The following is an 18320-nucleotide window of genomic DNA, read 5'->3' on the forward strand; positions in this document are numbered from 1 at the left end:
TTTGCGCTAACGTGCTGAGTCCTGGGGATTGTTTGTATTCACGGCCAGCACCAGATTGAGAAATTCTGAAAACACTGTCTCCGGATTTTGTGCCGCCACTGGTGCCGGCAGATACACTGTGAGCATCTCATGCCCGCGCTGGCGATACGCATCCTTCAGATGCTGCAAACGCGCCCACCGTGATGTGCTCAATTGCGTGGCCGCCGGTTTTAGCGAGGTGCCGCGCCACGTCGCCTGAAAAACCGCCTGCCGGTCTGCATCCATCTCGAAGAACCCCAGCGTTCCATTTATCTGGTTGGTGCCGACCATCACTTGGATTGGTTTGGAATCTCCCATGGGTTTCCATCCTGCGCTGGGCAGGCATACCTGCGCGCTGTGGCCGAAAGCCTGGCTGGGAATGGTTCTCTCCGCCGACCAGAACATGTGAACGATATAGCCACCAACGTTCGCGCCCCTGAAATGCCATGCGCCGCCTTCACTGAATTGCAACAACCGCAGTTCCTCCTCGGAAAACGTATCAGACCGCACAATCCAGCCCTCCGGTGCGGGGTTGCTCCGCACCTTCCAATGTGGAGTATTCAGGACTTCCAGTTGTGTGCCAGCCACCGCCCTCCACCCCAGGGAGGTCAGCAGGGGAATAGCAACTACAGCGATCAGCAGTGGCGTGGCATGCCTTGATGGACCGTGTGGCCAGAGAACCGGGCCATCCGCTTCCTTTGGTTGTGTGCGCGGTCTCAGCAGCCATGCCAGCAATCCCAAGGTCAAAAAAATACCGGCACTCGCCCACATGCCCACCGAATCATGCGCTTCCTGAAACCCTTCCTGTCCGAGTTGATGCACCGCCTTCGTCAGCAGGATGACGCGTATCACATTGCCTATCACCGCCATGGCCACGCCGGCGATTAGCAACACAACCCGGCGAACAGGAGTCAGCCGCAGATACATGCCTAAAAAAATCGAAGCCATCAGGCTGGACAGCAAGGACTGGATGCCGCTGCAAGCCTCGTCGATGCCTACGATTCCGTTCGTCAGTTCGATGACATTTCCGCGTTGCAGGGCGGGGAGGCCGGACCAGTTAAGGGCATCCACTGCGATGCGTGTCGCCACAGCCAGCAGGCTGTTCGTCAATTTGTTTTCGATCAGTGAAGGCCAAGGGACAGCCAGTGTGAGAAATAAAACCGGTCCCATCAGCGTGCGGGCCCATTTATGCCCGCCCCACATGAACAGAAAACCGAATGTCACAAGAGTCGATCCTCCATGCAAAAGCCAGCCGCTAAAACGCCAGAACGGATCGGCCTGGCGGATGCTTTCCCCGCCGAGCAACAATAAGAGGGAGACCCCGCAGAGCATCCGCCCAACCCGCTGATCATTGCAGGAAGCTGCTGGGGTTTCACCGTCGCGGGGGAGGCGCGCCCACAGCAGCAATCCAGCCAGTAATGGAACGGCGAAACCGTATTCATATTGGGGATTCAACCTCCATTCCGCAGCCAGGTGTGACCATGTCCAGAGCCAAGCCGCAGCCACAGCTGCCAATCCCGTCCACGTTTGCCGTGATATAGTGGCACTCATTTGATCTTGGCCAGCGCGGACTTCATCAATTCCCGTTCCTCGGGTACCAAGTTCTCTTCCTGTATTCCTGCTTCCAGATAAGGCAAGGCTTCCTTTCCACGTCCTGCCTCCACCAGTAAGACACCCCAATAACCGGCGATGGCGGGCATCTTTCTGGTCTCGGTCGGCAATGTTTCCATCAAAGCGACCGCTTCCTTTAATTTGCCGTCTTCACGCAAGGCCATGGCATAGGTCGAAGTGGCCGCCGCATCTTTTGGGAATTTTTCGTGGTTCAACCGCGCCAGTTCCTTTGCTTTAGGGATGTTTTGCCCGAGCAGCAGGCTCAGCATGGCGTAATTGTTCTTGATCACCGGATCGTCGGGGACGAGTTGAGCGATGGTCTCCGTGATCTTCAAAAGACTGCGTGTGTTGCCCGTGGCGAGGTAGATTTTATGCAATGATTTCAGGGCTGGAATACGTGTCGTGTCGTAACGCGACAAGGCCAGCCAGATCTCTTCAGCTTCAGAATACCAGCCCCATCCCTGGGCCATTTTTGCGAGCAAAGTGCGGCTTTGCGTATCAAGGCCCAAAGAGGAAGTGGCCTGCCGCCAGCTGCTGCGCGAAGTCCCCCACAGGTTCAGCTCCCTTTGAGCCCGCGCGAGAAATGCAAACCGCATGAACTCAAGTTCTTCCCAGCTGCCTTTGCGCGTCTGCGTCAGCAATTCGTCCCAGCTCTTCAGTTTCACGAGGGTCTCGGCTGCTGTCATGGCCAGTGCTGGCATCTCCAGATCTTTGGCCGGCAGTGTTTTGGTCCATTCATAAGCCTCCTGGGCCATGTCACGCGCATTCAACCAGGCGATGAGTTCAGGCTTTGACGTGGAGTTTTCCAGGGCTTTCTTTTTTGCGGCAGCCAGTTCTGCGGAAAACTGCGGATCTTTGTTGCGGAGGAGCAGTTCCAGATACATCAACCGGTCAGCGAAGCGGGCATCGGGCATGCTGATGATCTTTCGTGCCAGTTCCAGTTGCTTGGGGGCGTTCTTGTGGCGCAATTCATCAGCCAGCAATGCTTGGGCGGCTTCTTTGCCCAGTTCAGGATGGGATGTCAGCTTTTCCAGCGTAGCCAGCGATTCGCGGACGATCTCCGGCCTGGAAGACAACAGACGGATGGTGGACAAGTTCAACTGTTCCCGCGGGTCCTCGGGATTCATCTTGGCTGCCTTGGCGAAATGGTATTCCGCCGCCTGATACTGCCGCGCTTGAACCGCGAAGGCTCCAGCAAGGCGGTGATAAGACAAGGTTTCCTTATGCTCTTTAGGAAATCTCCGCAACACCTGGTCTGCGGTCAGCATGTCTCCCTGGCGCATCGCCGATCGTGCCCACATCACCAGATTGGTCGGGTTGGCCGGTTCCAGTTCCACCAGCTTTTGCATCCAAACCGGCGTTACGGGGGAGTTATGCCGGTCTGCCTGGAGGGCCATCATGCGAGTCGCCTCGATATGGTCCGGTGCCAGTTGCAATGCCCGCCTGAGACTCACCAGAGCGCTGCGGTGGTCTCCTTTAGCTTCTGCAGCTTTAGCCTGGGCCAGCAGGCTGGATAGTTGTTTCTGTTGATACTTTGCTTTCCCGAGGTAAACGCCCACGGCTGTCACTGCCGCCACGATAAGAAAAATACCCAGCCAAAGCGGACGGATGCCCGCGATGTTCCACAGAGTCGGTTTTGGATCGTGCTCGTTCGGCATGCGACAAAACCACTCTAGTCGGAAATCCTGCCGTCGCCAATGGTGTTTGCTGCCCGGTTGTTGTCCTCAACCAGCCGTCCGATACCGGCGGATATATCTGCCCAGAACCACGCAGGCGCATAGGCAGAATGCTGCCAGGTTTGTCCCAACCTCCGGCACTTTGGGTTTCGCCTTGTTAAAGCTGATGTCGTAAAGACCTATACCTTGCTGGCCTGGGTTGCTCGGAGCCGAGGAGTGATTTCCGTACTGGAAACTGACCTGGTCCACCACGTTTGTTCCGAAATCAAAATCCACATTGGCATTGTCTGAATTGTCTGCGGAGCCTTCATCCCCGCGAGCCGTTTGGGAGGATTTTCCTTTATTGGCGATGGTCACATAGTCGTCATCTTCCTGGGTGAGGGTGGGGATCACATTGGCACCGCCATCATTGGAGGCTTGGATATTTGAGATATAGTCACGAAAGCCAGAATTGTTCCCTTCATCCAGACGATCGATGTCGAACAGGGAAAATTCCAAGTTTTCAATACCGTCTGCATAATGAAAATTCAGGGTCACAGTGACAGAATCACTCCTTGAACTCCAATTGAAGGCCAATAGCAGCGATTCTTCATTATTGCCTTCCCCGCCCGTGATAATGGAGTTTACTCCCGGACTGTAGTATGGATATCCCGTAAGGAATTCACCTGTATCACCGGAAATCGAGATAGTGATGTCGTTTCCCGCATTGGAGGGGTCAAAATCAATGGAAGTAGAATAAGTGGAACCACTTTGAGTCCAAGTGAGTGAAGTATAGCTGCTCCAATCCAGCACGATAGCGTCTGATTTCGTGGGGAACCCTATGATCATCAAAAGCATCAGTGAAACGATGCTCACCATTATTTTTTTGCAAGATACGTACTTCATCTAGCCTAGGTGCATTTGTATAGGGCCAGATGGGGGTTTATTCAAGTTATTGTTAAGTTTGTTTTATGAATAAGGTGAAAATACGGACTATTCAGTAGATTGTCTTAAAAATGTTTATTATAACGATAAAGTCCAACTTGCAATCATCATGGTGAGAGAAATTCGTGAGTTACTACTTGGCCGTAGCCATCTCCTCACGCCGTTGCGCAAGGCTTTTGAAGAACTCCGCACCTTCACGCATACGGCGTTTGAAGACATCCTTGTCCTCCAACATGGTCTTGAAAATGCGCCAAGACGGCGTGCGGGGGATGAGGACTTTGCCGAAGCGATTGAAGTAGTAGCGCTCGTAGAAGTCTTCCAGAGCGAGGAATATCTCTTCCTTGCTCAAGCCGGGGTATTCGAGCGTGCTTTGTTGGAAGCCGTCTGTCTCCACGAGGTCCGTCTTGTCCTTCTTCACGAACCACTGGTTCATCTTCGCCATCTCGTAAAGCTCCGTGCCGGGGTAGGGTGCGGCGAGCGAGACTTGCAGGCTGAACACGTCCAGTTCCTTGGCGAAGTTGATAGTGGTTTCAATTGTCTGTTTCGTCTCCACTGGCAAGCCAAGGATGAACGTACCATGGATAACCACGCCTGCCTTGTGACAGGCTTTTGTGAAACGCCGCATCTCATCCGTGGTGACACCTTTCTTGATCGTCTTCAGGATGTCGTCATTGCCGGATTCGTAACCCACGAGGAACAAGCGCAAACCATTGTCTTTGAAACTCTGGATGGTGTCATAGTCCAAGTTGGCGCGGCTGTTGCAGGACCAAGTCACGCCGAGCTTGCCGAGTTTCTTCGCGATTTCCCGTGCGCGCGGCAGATTGGCGGTGAATGTGTCGTCATCGAAGAAGAACTCTTTCACATTGGGAAAGATATCCTTCATGTAGGCCATCTCATCCGCCACGTTCTGCGCACTGCGCACTCGATACTTGTGTCCACCAATCGTCTGTGGCCAGAGGCAGAAGGTGCATTGCGCCGGGCAACCACGGCCTGTGTACATGGAGATGTAAGGATGCTGCAGGTAACCGATAAAATATTTCTCGATCTGCAAGTCGCGCTTATACACATCTGCCACCCATGGAAGCGCATCCATATTCGGGATCAGTTCGCGCTCGGGGTTGTGCTTTATCTTGCCTTCCTTGTCTTTGTACGAGATGCCCGCCACGCTGGAGAGCTCACGGCCTTCCGCGACTTCTTTGCAGGTGTAATCAAATTCTTTGCGCGCGACCCAATCGATGGCCCAAGAGCCTTTCAACGTTTCCGTCGGCAATACCATCGCATGCGCGCCCACGAAGCCGACCACAGTGCCGGGTTTCTGGTTCTTGATCGCCTCCGCCACCTTGCAGTCGTTCTTGTACGAAGGGGTGGAAGTGTTGATGATGACGTGGTCGTAGTTCTTGGCGATGCGCAGGCATTCCTCCAGACCGATGTTATGCGGCGGGCAGTCCAGCAGCTTGGAGCCGGGTACCATGGCGGCGGGTTGCGCCAGCCATGTCGGATACCAATAGCTGGTCACCTCGCGACGCGCCTGATACCGCGCACCGGCACCGCCATCAAAGCCATCGAACGAAGGAGGGGATAGAAACAGTGCGCTCATGTGATGTGTTTTAAGGCCGTCATCCGCAATCGCAGAATCTAATGCCGATTATACTAAACGCAAAAACGGACCCACAAGGGTTTACTTGTGAGTCCGTGTTACAAAACGGAGCCGATTGTGACAGCGAAATGACTACTTATTCTTCGCCGCCTCGATCTTCTTCAGGAGATCATCCCGTTGGGACGTATCACCCGTGCTGCAGCCGCCACCAGCAGTTGCAGTAGTTTCCTCATGCGTATGAGGAATGTCATTACCACCACGGGCAAAGGATGACTTCGCACCAGCGAATTCCTTGTTCACCGCGGCTTTCGCTTCGGCCAAGTGACCTTTGCCGATGGACACGCCGTTGAACGCTTGCACCTTGTAGCCTTCCGTGTAAGGAGCGGGCTTGGCGCCGAAATTGTACTTCATGTTTATCCACGTATCGCGAGGCTTGTTGCTGAGCGCGCCGCTCGGATCGTAGCCGCAATGCACCATGCAGTTCTCGCAACGCGGATCGCGAGCCACACCGTTCACCACGCCATACTTCTCCCAATTCACCGTGCCCAGCATCTCCTGATAGCCCTTGTAGTGGCCATCCGTCATGAGATAGCAGGGGGCCTTCCAGCCCTTCACGTTGTAAGTCGGGATCGCCCAGGCGGTGCAGGTCAGCTCGCGTTTGCCTGCGAGGAATTCCTGATACACCGGCGTGCCGAAGATGGTGAACATCTCGCCCCACTTCTCGATGTCTTTGAACTTCTGACGCGTGAGATCGCGGGTGAGGAAGAACTCTTTCGGATCGAAACCACGACGGGCCACCATGTCCTTCTTGGCGGCATCGTAATCGTAACCCGGCGAGATCGTGTGACCGTCCACGTTCAGGTAGGAGAGATACTTGAACATATCTTCCAGCTCCTGGACGTTCGTCTCTTTGTAAACCGTCGTGTTCGTGGCGACTTGGTAGCCGAGCACCTTCGCCATCTTGATGGCCGCGATGCATTCCTTGAAGACGCCTTCGCGTTCCACGATGAGATCGTGCGTGTATTCCAGACCGTCCACATGCACGTTCCAGTACATCCACTTGGAAGGCTTGATGACCACCTTTTTCTTGGCGTTCTCATCAGACTTGCGGATCTGCTCGGCTTCTTTCTCCGTAACCAGCTCGGCCTTCACCAATTCCTGCAGCTTCGTCTCCATCTCGGGAGAGAAGTGGGCGGCCATGTATTCGCGCATCTTCTTGCGCATGAACACGCCGTTTGTGCAGACGTAAATGATGCGGCCTTGCTCGCGCAGACCATGGATGAGTTCCTCAATCTTCGGATAGATCAGAGGTTCGCCACCGCAGATGGATACCATCGGGGCATCGCACTCGGCGGCAGCACCCAGGCATTGTTCCAGCGGAACCATGTCCTTGAGGCTGGTGGAGTACTCGCGAATACGACCGCAACCCGTGCACGTCAAATTACAGGTGTGCAACGGTTCAAGTTGCAGTACCATGGCAAATTTCGGGGTACGTGCGACTTTATGCTTGATGATGTGACGGGCAATCTTGACCGTCAAAGCCAATGGGAAACGCATAGTTTAAAACTGGGCATCGGCCAGCAGTACCGGCTCGAATTTATTATGAGCAGGTATCACTGCTGGAAGAGGTTCCGTCAGAGACGGCGTTTCCTGAGCAGGATTCGTATTGTGCAACAAACCAGGCAACAGGAACGTAGCGGGCGAGATGGTTCTAGTGGCATTGATGCCACCACAGCCGCTGCCCACGAGGGCAACGAAGCTGAGGCTCAAGCAAAGCCAGCAGTTCCATTTTTTCCGCATTGGCGTAGTATAGATGGCATCGACATGTGTGCAACTTCTATTTCTAAGGTGTTTGAAGTGAGGTGTTTTCATCTCGCTAAGGCGGGTTTTGCCGGTCTAAAGGCCGTTTTGTGGCTGATTTTGCTCACCAGTTTCCTGCCGGTTCAAAGGGTTACAGCAGATAACACCACCAATGTCTTTCAGTTACGGGCGGAGAAAGCGTATCAGACCTGCCGGGAAGCTTACGTGGCCGCGCCCAAGAATGACGACGCCATGTGGCGGTATGGAAAAGCCATTTTCGACCTTGCCGAGTTTGCCAAGGACGATGATGACCGGGAAAAACTCGCACTGGAAGGTATCGACCTTTGCCGGGCCTTGGTTGCCCGGTCACCTAAGAACGCTGCCGCCCACTATTACTTGGGTATGAACCTCGGCCAGCTTGCCCGCACCAAGACCTTGGGTGCCTTGTCCATCGTCCGGGAGATGGAGAACGTCTTCAAACGCTCTGCTGATCTGGACAACAAGGTCCACTACGCTGGTGCTGAACGTTGTCTGGGCATCCTTTACCTCGAGGCTCCCGGTTGGCCCACCAGCATAGGTAACAAATCAAAAGCCCGCCAATACCTCCAACGCTGCGTAGAAGTCAGCCCTGAGTATCCCGACAATCATTTGGAACTCATGGAAGCCTACGTGGAGTGGAAGGACACGAAAACCCTCCAAAAAGCCGCCAAGGAATACGAAGCTATTTTGCCCAAAGCCCGCGAACAATTCAAAGGCGAGGCATGGGAAGAGAGCTGGCTGGACTGGGACAAGCGATGGAAAGCGATCCAAGCCAAGTTGAAGAAATGAGGGGAACTTAAGTTGCGAGCAATTTATGTGTCAGCGATTCATCTCCTCGGATTTCGCCCCCATGATGGCCCGCCGGTGCAACCGACAGTTGACTCATTCGCTCCAGCATCGTTTATTTCCAGCATGCGTTTCACCTGGGTAGTTGTATTGCTGGCGGTCGTATTGTCATCGGGTTGTGCCTCCAAGTCGAAGCAGGTAGAGGAGAAGAGTCCGTTTATGGACAGGACTTCGGATGTTGCAGTATCTGCAGCACCGCCCGCAGAAAAGAGCACTCGCAAGAACAAAGATGACGGCAAGCCGGAGATCGCTCCCGCAAACGCCATCGCGGGTAAAGTGGTGATGGTGAATGATGCCTTGCGCTATGTGGTCGTAGATTTCGGCTTTGGCCGTCTGCCCCAACCAGAACAACGTCTTGGCGTCTATCGTGCCGGTAATAAAGTTGCCGAGATCAAGATTTCCTCCCAGCCGCGTAATTCCAACTACGCTGCGGACATCATCACCGGCACCATCGCGATAGGCGATGAAGTGCGGCAGTAGGCGCGATTTGCTTGGTCTTTTACCCTGCGCATAAGGCCTTTTGGCCGGATTGTGCATTGGCGTGTTTATGGTAGCCTCACCTAGTTCTTCCCGATTTGTTCGTGCTTTAAGTTGGGCAGGAGGTAGGAAAAATCAAAAAACGCCATATGAACTATTGGAGATTTTTCGGGGCCATCGCAGTTGCGATAGGAACGATTTGCACGACTTCAAACCTAGTTGCACAACAGGGAACCTTGTGGACCAATGTGTTTGACGGGGGAACATCGAGGGAGGATCGTCCTGCGGTAGTAGCCCGCGATAATGCAGGGAATTTTTTTGTGGGAGGATACGCTGTCACTGAGACCAATAATCTCGACATTCTTGTGATGAAGTACGGTCCCGACGGCACCTTGTCCAGCACCTGGCCAGATGTCGGATATGGAGTGGGTGTGAGACGCTATAACGGGACTGGCAATGATCGTGATACCGTGGCCGCCATGACCACTGATGTGGCGGGAAATCTTTATGTGGCCGGGACATTGGGTAAATCAGGTATTGCAACTACAGCACCCGATGATGATGCGTGCGTGCTGAAGTATGACCCTAACGGCAATTTGGCGATGGTGATCCGTCTTACTCCCGGATCTTTTGATTCGAGCGTCGCAATGCATGTAGGAGGGACGGGGCGAATTTATTTATTGGTTCGTCAAGGTACATCATTGGGTACGATGTACCTTTACGAAGCCAATGGCACATTGTCGTCTGCGTGGCCCAACATAGGTAATGGAACCGGAATTCGGCGCTTACCATTTGAGGGGCAATCTTTTGTCGTGGCACCAGATCAGAGCGTTTATGTCCTCGGGCGGCAGAACCACTATATGAACTATGTGGATCAGGAATTGACCATTACCAAGCTTGCACCAAACGGTGTAGGTGTTTGGACAAATTATTATGCCGGGCCGATTGCTGGCAATGACACTGCGGTGAAAATCGCCTTGGCACCCGATGGTGAAATAGTGGCTTTGGGCAATGCACCGGGTAATGGCGTCGGCACCGATTATTTGCTGTGGCGTTTGCAACCGGATGGTAGTCCATCAGCCGCATGGCCTGATGTCGGACAGGGAGCAGGCGTCAGACGTTATGATGCCAATGCCCGCGTGGACACGGCTCGCTCATTGAAGATTGATGCACAGGGGAACACTTATGTCAGTGGTTCCGCCAGCCGCTTTCCTTCCAATTACGATTTCGTCACTTGGAAACTGGATCCTCAAGGCAATCCGTCAGCAGAATGGCCTGATATCGGTTTTGGCCAGGGTATTCGGATTTATCAGGGAGCCGGAACTAGCGCGGATGAAGTCTGGGATATGGCTTTGGACGCTCAGGGAAATGTATTTGTCACAGGTCGGGGTAATTCCGGACCTAACACGACTTATCCTTATGATGCACTGACGATTTCATATGCCCGAACAGGAGAAGTTCTCTGGAAAGCGACCTACAGCGGCGGCTCAAATATCGTGGACACAGGAATGTGCATTCTGACTGATGATTCACGCGGAGTGTTCGTAGTTGGTTATACGGGACCGTCTCCCCAAACCGATGTATTTGTGGCCAAGTATTATCACAACACAGCACCCGTGCCGACTCCGACCTCAGCAGTATTGCCGGAGGACGGCTTGGCGCTCGTTTCCTTGTCAGGCTATGACCGTGAAGGAGATGCTTTTTCGGCCACTGTCAGTACACTGCCTGCCAATGGCAGCCTAAGCCTCTCCGGCGCTGACATTGTTTATTCTCCTGCCTTGAATTTCAATGGCTCCGACAGTTTTTCCTTCGTGCTGACAGACAGCTTCGCCACTTCAGCACCGGCAGCTGTTCAACTCAACGTGACCCCTGTGAATGATGCACCAGTGGTGCCGCCGGGAACCATATATGGTCAACCGCTCGAAGATAATCCGTACACGTTGACGTTCGACATGTTGGTTGCGGGTTTGCAAGCCACGGATGTGGATGGGGATGCTCTGACGATTCTGGTCCAGCGCGTTGACGGTGGCACCCTGACCAAAGCAGGACTGCCTGTCGTGCCTGGTGTGACCTTGGTTCTGCCCGGGGAGTCATTGACTTGGCGGCCAGCCACCAACGTGTATGGCGGATTCCTTCCCGGATATGCCATCAGCGCCTATGACGGAAATCTTGTATCTGCCACTTCAACCGAAGTGAGAATGAGCGTGATAGCAGTGAATGACGCACCTTCGTTCGGATTGAGCAGTTCCTCCTACACATTGCCGAAGAACGCCAATGCGACCACTCTGACCGGATTGGCCACGAGCATCTCCGCCGGTCCGGCAAATGAATCGTCTCAAGCTGTCACATTCCACATTACTAACAACAACGCCGCGCTGTTCACTGCTCAGCCAGCCATGACGTCATCCGGTACGCTGACCTTTACTCCCAAAAAGGGTGCCAAAGGTCAGGCGGTCTTGACGATCGTAGCGAAAGACACCGGCGGTACGGCAAATGGCGGCGTGGATACTTCGACAGCGAAGACGTTCACCATCATCGCCAAGTAAATCAGCGGATGCTCATGCAGCTTCCACAATCACTTCTACGGTGAAAATGGAGCCTTTGCCCGGCGTGCTTTGAAAGGTGATATCGCCGCCAAGCAGCTTGGCCAGTTGTTTGCTGATCGAGAGTCCAAGCCCGCTGCCCCCGTGCTTGCGGGCAATGGTCGGGTCAGCCTGCGCGTAGGGTGAGAAAATTTTTCGCTGGTTCTCTGGCGCGATGCCATCGCCGGTATCCGTGACCCTGAAAATCAGCTTCTGCTTTCTTAAACCGTTCTGAGGTGCGCTGTCAGGCAGGCTCTGCATCTCAGCCCGCAATTCAACGTGCCCCTTATGCGTGAACTTGATGGCGTTGCTGACCAGATTGTTCAGGATCTGTCGTAGCCGTCCAGGATCGCTCAGCACCACGCCGGGCAATTTCTCATCCAGCACGATACGCAGTTCCAAAGCCTTCATCTGTGCGGAAGGGCGGAACAGATGACCGACTTCTTCCATCAATTCACGCGGTCCTACGGGCAACTGCTCCAGCTCCAATCGTCCCGCCTCCAGCTTGGAATGTTCCAATGTGTCGCCAACCAGCTTGAGCAAACTCTCGGCAGAATTCTCGACCAGTTTGAGGTCATCGCGGCATGACCGGTCGACCTTATCCAAGCCCAAATTCTGCATGAGCATCACCATACCCGCGAGCGGTGTGCGCACTTCATGGGCCATAACTGCCATATAGTGTCCTTTCGCTGCGTTTGCCTCTTCGGCAGCTTCCTTGGCCGCGCGCAAGTTCTCTTCTGCCTTCAAACGCTCTGAGATCTCGTGCCTTAGGCTGCGATTGAGCCGGTAGAGCGGCAGCATCCAGCCAATCGCCGTCAGCGTGACCGCGATGGCCCCAACGATGACCCAGTACACCCAGCGCAGATTCGGCTGCGGATTGGGATCATACATGAAACCCTCGAATTCAAAGCCGCGCGGGATCATCCCGAACTCCGCATACGTATCCGCGATGTGCCGCCAACGTCCCGGATTCATGTGGCCCACTTCTACGAGATCCGTGTGCATGAGCTGCTTGGTATGTTCCGCCTCGTAGAGCAAGTGCTCGGACGTTTTGCGATTGCCGTATTTGCTGCCGATGATCTCCACGATCTCACGCGGATGTTTCAGCGCATACTCCCAGCCTTTCAAGCTGGCCGCGCGAAAGGCTTTCACTCGTTCCGGATATTGGGCGATCACTGCTTCCGTAGTGAAAAGATTGTCTCCGTAAAAATCGATACCGCCTGAGCGTGGTGTGAACGTCATCGCCTCCATACCCGCCTTCTCGATCACAAACGGTTCATCCGTGCTGTAAGCGGACATCGCCGCGACTTTGCCTTTGATGATGTCCTCCACTTCAAACGTGTGATGCTCGATCTTCAGATTGCGCGGGTCCACGCCTTCCGCCTTGAAATAGGCGAACAACTCAGCCGATTGCGGCTCGATCATGATGGGCTTGCCCACCAGATCATGCAGGTCGTTGATCGCTGCGGTACGTCGCGCGACGAGCACCAACGGTGAGTGTTGATATATCGCGGCCAGCACCACGACCGGTTTTCCTTTCGCCCGCAAAAGCATCAGCTCAGACGTGCCCACACCGAACTCCGCTTCGCCATTCAAAACCGTTTCCACAGGATCGCGTCCCGGTTGCGCTTCCCTCAATTCCACATCCAGCCCGGCATCTTGATAGTAGCCTTGTTCCAACGCTGCGTAATATCCGGCGAATTGAAATTGATGTTTCCATTTAAGTTGCAATGTGACCTTCTGCCTTTGAGCCGGAGCCGCCGGGAGCGGGAGAACATTGAAGCAAATGAAGATCGCAACGATTACTTTGTAGATCGTTTCAAATCTGCCGGAAAAAATTTTGCCTCGAGCCACCTTCCGCAGTTTTGTGAAAATTTCATTTTGTTCAAGGGATAACCAAGGAAAAGACCGCTCTTCCCGCTCGAATGCCAAAATATGTTGTGAACATGCGTTCTTGCAGGGGATTTGTGCGAAAAGAAAAAGCGCCGCCATGTGCTATGACGGCGCTTTCTGGAAAGAGCAGGGGAGACGCGGCTATCTTACCTTCGTACTCGCGCCTTTGGTGTTTTCCCAGATGACCCGTGTACCATCGAACGCAGCCGCATACTGCACCCCATTCACATTCTTTACCAAGGCGGTTGCTTTGGTTTTGGTCGGGCCTTCGAACACCTTTTGTCCACCATAGATCACGGTCGATTTGCCTCCGTCATAGGTGACATTGATGCCGGCAGCAACCGTCTTGGCTTTGCCAGGCAGGCTGCCGATGTTTTGGGCGAAAGCCGGTGCCGCTATCAGAAGACCAGTCCAAACGATCAGTGCAAATCGGAAGCGGAATAAAGTTTTCATGGCAATGCGGTGAGTTGGGTTACGAAGGGATAAATTGCGCCTTTTGTCGGAAAACGCAATAGTCCGTTTGGGCCTTCCATGACTCGACAGCCACGATTTACCACATTATCGTCTTTTCCATGGCCGCGATTGAGGCTCCAGTTCAGCCAGATGTAGTCAAGACACCGGAAGAAAAGTCCAAGCAGCAGTTGGACCAAGGCTTCCTCGTGATCTGCTGGGATGATCCGGTGAACCTCATGGACTATGTGACGCACGTTTTTCAAAACGTTTTCGGCTGGGACCGGCAGAAAGCCGAACTCCATATGATGCAAGTGCATAAAGAGGGCAAGAGTGTGTTGGTGCGGGAATCGTTCGAGAAGGCTGAGCACTACGTCCATCAGTTGCACAAGTATAGCCTGCAAGCCACCTTGGAGCCCGCCTCGTGAAACTCCTCCGCCGTAGCGAAACGGAAGTCGTCTTCCACCTCGGTAAACGCGAGCATGACGCTTTCTGCAAACTCGTGGACCGCTATCCCATGGTACCCGCAGATTTCTCGCCCCTGAGTCGTTTTGCCGATGCCGAAGATATCGGGGGCGATCAAAAACTTTTGGAAGAATCGCTCGCTGAATCGAAAGTGGAAGGCAAGAAGGCGCTGCAAGCCATGCTCAATGACGGCAAGCATTTCCATGAGGTCAGCCGCGGCTGGAATCTGCACCTGACACCCGGTGAGGTGGACTGGCTATTGCAGGTGTTCGGAGATATCCGCGTCGGTTGCTGGATGAAACTCGGCTGTCCTGATGAAATGAAGGGCAAGATGCCGGATCTCACGCAGGACAACATCGAATACTACGTGGCGATGGATATGTGCGGACGCCTCCAGATGCTGTTGCTGCATAGCTTGCGCCCGACAGATTCGGACGAATCCAGCTTATGAGAGGTGTATTCGGTCAGCGACAGGGAATTCTCCCGGTTTTGCTGACCGAACGATTGGAGTTCCCCGAACTGGACGATCAAGCTCGTGAACTCGGCCCTCCCGGATTGGTGGCCTTAGGTGGAGATCTTTCCGTCGCCCGTCTGCTGCTGGCCTATCGGTCGGGCATCTTTCCGTGGAGTGTGGACCCCATCACCTGGTGGTCACCGCATCAGCGCGGAATCATCGAGTTCTCCCAATTCCATGTCGGCCAGACATTAAGGCGTGTGCTGAAGCAAAAGCCGTTTGAGATCACGATGAATCACGCTTTTCGTGATGTGGTTCAGAATTGTGCTTTGGCCCGATTGCAAGGGAACTGGATTTCTCCACATTTCGTTGAAGCCTATACGGCGCTTCATGAGGCGGGTTCCGCCCATAGCGTTGAATGTTGGCAGGAGGGCAGGCTCGTGGGCGGTATCTATGGTGTGGCGACCGGCGGCACCTTCGCCGCAGAATCCATGTTCTATCGGGTAAGCAATGCTTCCAAGGTGGCCTTGGTCCATTTGGTGGAATTCTTGCAACAAAGGGGATTTATTCTTTTCGATATTCAGATGGTGACGCCGACCACGGCTGCCTTTGGTGGTTCAGAAATCAGCCGCAAAGAATACTTGGCGCGTTTGCAGGAAACCATTTCGTTGCCGGTTTCTTTTGAGGGAAACAGAGCAAAAAACGACAAGTCTTAGGTGACAAATCGCCAAAACTAGACTATCTCACCCGCGCAATGTCTTTCCGTGGAACACTGTTGATCGCAGGGGGAGTTTGGCTGGTGGCCATCACCTTCCTGCACAATCACTTCAACCCGGATGCGCGTGTGCTGCCCGCTTGGGCAAAAGCGAAAAGTGTTTCGAACTCAGCTCAACAGAAACCCAAGGTCCGAGTGGGCTTTCTGCCGGTGACCTGTCATCTCACGTGCCCGGTCACGGATTTCATCAATAAAGAAACGGCGGGCGAGGGGTTGTTCCAGCCCGCGCGCTTCAATGGCTGGCCAGAATTGAAAGAAGCGTTCCTCGCGGGCGATACCAAGACCACGTTCATTCTCGCGCCTTTGGCCATGGCGTTGCGGGAGCAGGGGATTCCGCTGAAGATCGTTTATCTGGGGCATCGCGATGGCACGGCGATGATGGTGCATAAGGACTCCACCATCCGTAAGATTGAAGATCTCAAGGGCAAACGCGTGGCGGTACCGAACCGTTTCTCGAACCAATACCTGCTGCTCTTCAAGGCGCTGCGAGATCGCGGGCTGACTATCAATGACATCACGCTGATCGAACTGCCGCCGCCAGATATGCCAGCAGCACTTTATGCGGGCGCGGTGGACGCCATCACGTCGGGTGAGCCCTTCATGGGGCAGACGGAGCTGGATGGTTATGGGCGCATCCTATACCTGACCAAGGATGTGTGGCCGAACTTCATCTCGTGCGTGCTCGCGGTGCGGGAAGACCTTATCCAGAACGACCGCGAGACGGTGCAGACGATGGTGGAGGGTATCGCCAAGAGCGGCAAATGGATCGACCAGACAATGGATCACCGCATGCAGGCGTCACAATTCGTGGCCAAGAATTATTACAACCAAGACCCGCGCCTGCTGGAGTTCGTGCTGAGCAAACCGCCGGACCGGGTGAAATACACGAATCTCGCGGTGATGCGAAATGAATTCGAGGAGATCGAGAAGCTGGGACTGGAAGCGGGCATTCTGAAGGGCAAGGCGCATTTCGAGGACTATGCCGATCCGTCATTCGTGCCGGATGACAACCAGGTGCAGCCTTACAAATTTGAAGCGACGAAGAAATGAGCGATCCCAAACCGAGCAAATCAGCTTCGCGCACGCAGTGGCAGACGTGGGTGCTGCCCGCCATCGTCATCAGCGTATTTCTTTTCATGTGGGATGCAGTGGTGCGGATGTCTGGCTCAGATATTTTTCCGCGTCCGCATGAAGTGCTGAAAGGATTCCGGCAACTGGCGGAGAATGGCGTGCTGCATAAATACATTGTGGCTTCCTTGTTTCGCGTGACGTGGGGGTTTGGGCTGGCGGTGCTGGTGGGCGTGCCGTTCGGTTTGTTCCTGGGCTGGTACGGCTGGGCCTATAAGGCGTTCAATCCCATGATCCAGATCTTCCGGCCAATCTCGCCGATCGCGTGGATTCCGGTGGCGATCTTGTGGTTCAAGGTCACAGATTCAGCGCCCATCTTCCTGATCTTTCTCGCGAGCGTGTTTCCGATCACGGTGTCCGCCACGGCGGCGGTGCAGAACATGCAGCCTGTTTATCTGCGCGCGGCGCAGAACTTCGGGCTGACTCGGATGCAGTTGTTCAGCCGTGTGATCTTCCCGGCGGCGATGCCGCAGATCATCACGGGCATACGCATCGCGCTGGGCGTGGCGTGGCTGGTGGTGGTGGCGGCGGAGATGATCGCGGTGAACTCAGGCTTGGGCTACCTCATCATCGATGCACGCAATGCAGGCAAGCGTTATGATCTGGTGGTGGCTGGCATGGTGATGATCGGCGTCATCGGTTTGATCCTCGATGTGCTGGTGCGTCAGTTGGAGAAATTTGACGAAGTGAAATGGGGTTACGCGAATCGATGAGCACGACGAGTTCGGTCACCAGCAACACCGCCCAAGCACCCGTGGTCATCCAGGCCACCGATGTGTGGATGTCTTTTCCTGGGAAATCCAACGGGGACAAGATTCACGTGCTGGAGCGCGTGAATCTGGAGGTGAGGGCAGGGGAGTTTGTATGCATCGTGGGGCCGTCTGGCTGCGGTAAATCGACCTTGCTGAACATCATCGGCGGCTTTCTTCAACAGAGCGCGGGTGAGGTGACGGTGGAGGGGCAACCCGTGAATGGGCCGAATCCTAAACGTATTTTCGTCTTTCAGGAGAACGGAGTTTTTCCGTGGCTCACGGTGAAGGAGAATGTGGAGTTCGGCCTGTTGCAAAAGCCAGCGGAGGAACGGGCGAAGACGGTGCAGCATTACATCGATATGGTGGGGCTGACGGGGTTTGAGGCAGCGTATCCACGTGAGCTTTCTGGTGGTATGCGGCAGCGCGTGGAGATCGCGCGGGCGCTCGCGGCGAATCCGGACATCATCTACATGGATGAACCGTTCGGGGCGTTGGATTTCATCACGCGGCTCAAGATGCGTTCTGATCTCATCCGCATCTGGCAGGCGGAGAAGAAGACGATCCTGTTTGTGACGCACGACATCGAAGAAGCCGTGCAACTCTCGGATCGCGTGGTGGTGATGAGCCGTCGTCCGGCCACGGTGCAGACGGAGATCAAGGTGGACTTGCCGCGTCCGCGTGACTTGGATTCACACGGTTACATCGAGCGGCGGGACGAGATCTTCAAGGCGATGGGGATGAGCGTGCGGATCGGGGCGTAAGCATCTGGGGCGCGGGTCTGTGACCCGCAGCGGCTCCAAAAGCAAAGCATGCCCACTAAATATTTGATGGCT

The 18320-nt window shown here is 54.5% G+C and carries 17 protein-coding genes; 9 read left to right on the forward strand and 8 right to left on the reverse strand.

Features of this window, described 5'->3' with window-relative positions:
• Nucleotides 1-6 precede the first annotated feature (6 nt).
• From VGH19_01340 to VGH19_01365, 6 genes are all read right to left on the reverse strand, one after another.
• Nucleotides 7-1569: an exosortase/archaeosortase family protein gene (locus tag VGH19_01340; protein ID HEY1169987.1), complete on the reverse strand. Its 1563-nt coding sequence runs from the start codon at nucleotides 1567-1569 to the stop codon at nucleotides 7-9.
• A complete protein-coding gene (locus VGH19_01345; protein HEY1169988.1) occupies nucleotides 1566-3287 on the reverse strand; it encodes a hypothetical protein in 1722 nt (573 codons plus the stop codon). The genes VGH19_01340 and VGH19_01345 overlap by 4 nt, the downstream gene beginning before the upstream one ends.
• Nucleotides 3288-3353: 66 nt before the next feature.
• Nucleotides 3354-4190 (reverse strand): hypothetical protein, encoded by an 837-nt coding sequence (locus VGH19_01350; GenBank protein HEY1169989.1) that lies wholly within the window; start codon nucleotides 4188-4190, stop codon nucleotides 3354-3356.
• A gap of 172 nt (nucleotides 4191-4362) precedes the next feature.
• A complete protein-coding gene (hpnJ, locus tag VGH19_01355) occupies nucleotides 4363-5826 on the reverse strand; it encodes a hopanoid biosynthesis associated radical SAM protein HpnJ (GenBank protein HEY1169990.1) in 1464 nt (487 codons plus the stop codon).
• A 132-nt stretch (nucleotides 5827-5958) separates the two neighbouring features.
• The gene (locus VGH19_01360; GenBank protein ID HEY1169991.1) at nucleotides 5959-7383 is read right to left on the reverse strand and encodes a DUF3463 domain-containing protein; all 1425 of its coding nucleotides are present in this window, start codon (nucleotides 7381-7383) and stop codon (nucleotides 5959-5961) included.
• 3 nt (nucleotides 7384-7386) lie between these two features.
• On the reverse strand, nucleotides 7387-7626 hold the full coding sequence (locus VGH19_01365; GenBank protein HEY1169992.1) for a hypothetical protein: 240 nt from the start codon (nucleotides 7624-7626) through the stop codon (nucleotides 7387-7389).
• 24 nt (nucleotides 7627-7650) lie between these two features.
• Here VGH19_01365 and VGH19_01370 point away from each other — a divergent pair, with 24 nt between their 5' ends.
• The 3 genes from VGH19_01370 to VGH19_01380 all read left to right on the forward strand — a co-directional run bounded on the left by VGH19_01370 (nucleotide 7651) and on the right by VGH19_01380 (nucleotide 11534).
• Complete coding sequence (locus tag VGH19_01370) at nucleotides 7651-8454, forward strand: hypothetical protein (GenBank protein HEY1169993.1); 804 nt, start codon at nucleotides 7651-7653, stop codon at nucleotides 8452-8454.
• Between the two features lie 123 nt (nucleotides 8455-8577).
• Complete coding sequence (locus VGH19_01375; GenBank protein ID HEY1169994.1) at nucleotides 8578-8991, forward strand: hypothetical protein; 414 nt, start codon at nucleotides 8578-8580, stop codon at nucleotides 8989-8991.
• Nucleotides 8992-9137: 146 nt separating this feature from the next.
• Complete coding sequence (locus VGH19_01380) at nucleotides 9138-11534, forward strand: Ig-like domain-containing protein (GenBank protein ID HEY1169995.1); 2397 nt, start codon at nucleotides 9138-9140, stop codon at nucleotides 11532-11534.
• Nucleotides 11535-11546: 12 nt separating this feature from the next.
• Here the strand turns inward: VGH19_01380 and VGH19_01385 are convergent, their stop codons facing one another.
• Nucleotides 11547-13301, reverse strand: a complete 1755-nt coding sequence (locus VGH19_01385; GenBank protein HEY1169996.1) for an ABC transporter substrate-binding protein — start codon at nucleotides 13299-13301, stop codon at nucleotides 11547-11549.
• A 303-nt stretch (nucleotides 13302-13604) separates the two neighbouring features.
• Complete coding sequence (locus tag VGH19_01390; GenBank protein HEY1169997.1) at nucleotides 13605-13916, reverse strand: hypothetical protein; 312 nt, start codon at nucleotides 13914-13916, stop codon at nucleotides 13605-13607.
• Between the two features lie 119 nt (nucleotides 13917-14035).
• Between VGH19_01390 and clpS the strand changes: the two genes are divergently transcribed.
• Genes clpS through VGH19_01420 form a run of 6 tightly spaced genes read left to right on the forward strand, consistent with a single transcriptional unit; the run spans nucleotide 14036 to nucleotide 18248 of the window.
• On the forward strand, nucleotides 14036-14341 hold the full coding sequence (clpS, locus tag VGH19_01395; protein HEY1169998.1) for an ATP-dependent Clp protease adapter ClpS: 306 nt from the start codon (nucleotides 14036-14038) through the stop codon (nucleotides 14339-14341).
• On the forward strand, nucleotides 14338-14829 hold the full coding sequence (locus tag VGH19_01400) for a hypothetical protein (GenBank protein HEY1169999.1): 492 nt from the start codon (nucleotides 14338-14340) through the stop codon (nucleotides 14827-14829). The genes clpS and VGH19_01400 overlap by 4 nt, the downstream gene beginning before the upstream one ends.
• Nucleotides 14826-15548: a leucyl/phenylalanyl-tRNA--protein transferase gene (aat, locus tag VGH19_01405; GenBank protein HEY1170000.1), complete on the forward strand. Its 723-nt coding sequence runs from the start codon at nucleotides 14826-14828 to the stop codon at nucleotides 15546-15548. Before VGH19_01400 ends, aat begins: the two co-directional genes overlap by 4 nt.
• A 38-nt stretch (nucleotides 15549-15586) precedes the next feature.
• Nucleotides 15587-16657 (forward strand): ABC transporter substrate-binding protein, encoded by a 1071-nt coding sequence (locus VGH19_01410; protein HEY1170001.1) that lies wholly within the window; start codon nucleotides 15587-15589, stop codon nucleotides 16655-16657.
• Entirely contained in the window at nucleotides 16654-17448 is a 795-nt protein-coding gene (locus VGH19_01415) for an ABC transporter permease (GenBank protein HEY1170002.1), read from the forward strand. Before VGH19_01410 ends, VGH19_01415 begins: the two co-directional genes overlap by 4 nt.
• Nucleotides 17445-18248, forward strand: a complete 804-nt coding sequence (locus tag VGH19_01420) for an ABC transporter ATP-binding protein (GenBank protein HEY1170003.1) — start codon at nucleotides 17445-17447, stop codon at nucleotides 18246-18248. The genes VGH19_01415 and VGH19_01420 overlap by 4 nt, the downstream gene beginning before the upstream one ends.
• The last annotated feature ends 72 nt before the right edge of the window (nucleotides 18249-18320 follow it).

The organism is Verrucomicrobiia bacterium (assembly GCA_036405135.1).
Classification (GTDB): domain Bacteria; phylum Verrucomicrobiota; class Verrucomicrobiia; order Limisphaerales; family JAEYXS01; genus JAEYXS01.